General features: G+C 66.6%; 1 protein-coding gene. It reads right to left on the minus strand.

Annotated features, from left to right (window positions below):
- Positions 1–8 precede the first annotated feature (8 nt).
- On the minus strand, positions 9–704 hold a 696-nt coding region (locus HEQ75_RS27745; protein WP_268887825.1), incomplete at its 5' end, for an EF-Tu C-terminal domain-related protein.

The following is a 704-nucleotide window of genomic DNA, read 5'->3' on the forward strand; positions in this document are numbered from 1 at the left end:
TCGTCGCGTTACTTGACGATCTTGGCGACGACGCCGGCGCCGACGGTGCGGCCGCCTTCGCGGATCGCAAACCGCAGGCCCTCATCCATCGCGATCGGCGCGATCAGCTCCACGTCCATCGCCACGTTGTCGCCCGGCATCACCATCTCCACGCCTTCCGGCAGCTTCACGATCCCGGTCACGTCCGTGGTCCGGAAGTAGAATTGCGGCCGGTAGTTCGTGAAGAACGGCGTGTGGCGACCGCCTTCCTCCTTCGTCAGGATGTAGGCTTCCGCCTTGAACCCGGTATGCGGCGTGATCGAGCCCGGCGCCGCCAGCACCTGCCCGCGCTCCACATCCTCGCGCTTGATGCCGCGCAGCAGCGCCCCGATGTTGTCGCCCGCCTGCCCGCTGTCCAGCAGCTTGCGGAACATCTCCACGCCCGTCACCACCGACTTCACCGTGTTCTTCAGGCCGACGATCTCGATTTCCTCGCCAACCTTGACGATCCCGCGCTCCACCCGGCCCGTCACCACCGTGCCGCGACCCGAGATGCTGAACACGTCTTCCACCGGCATCAGGAACGGCCGGTCCAGCGCACGCGCCGGCTGCGGGATGTAGGCGTCCACCGCCTCCATCAGCTTCAGCACCGCCTGCTCCCCGATCTCCGGCTGCTTGTCTTCCAGCGTGCACAGCGCCGAGCCGTGGATGATCGGAATGTCGTC

This window comes from Falsiroseomonas selenitidurans (genome assembly GCF_012103215.1).
GTDB lineage: Bacteria > Pseudomonadota > Alphaproteobacteria > Acetobacterales > Acetobacteraceae > Falsiroseomonas > Falsiroseomonas selenitidurans.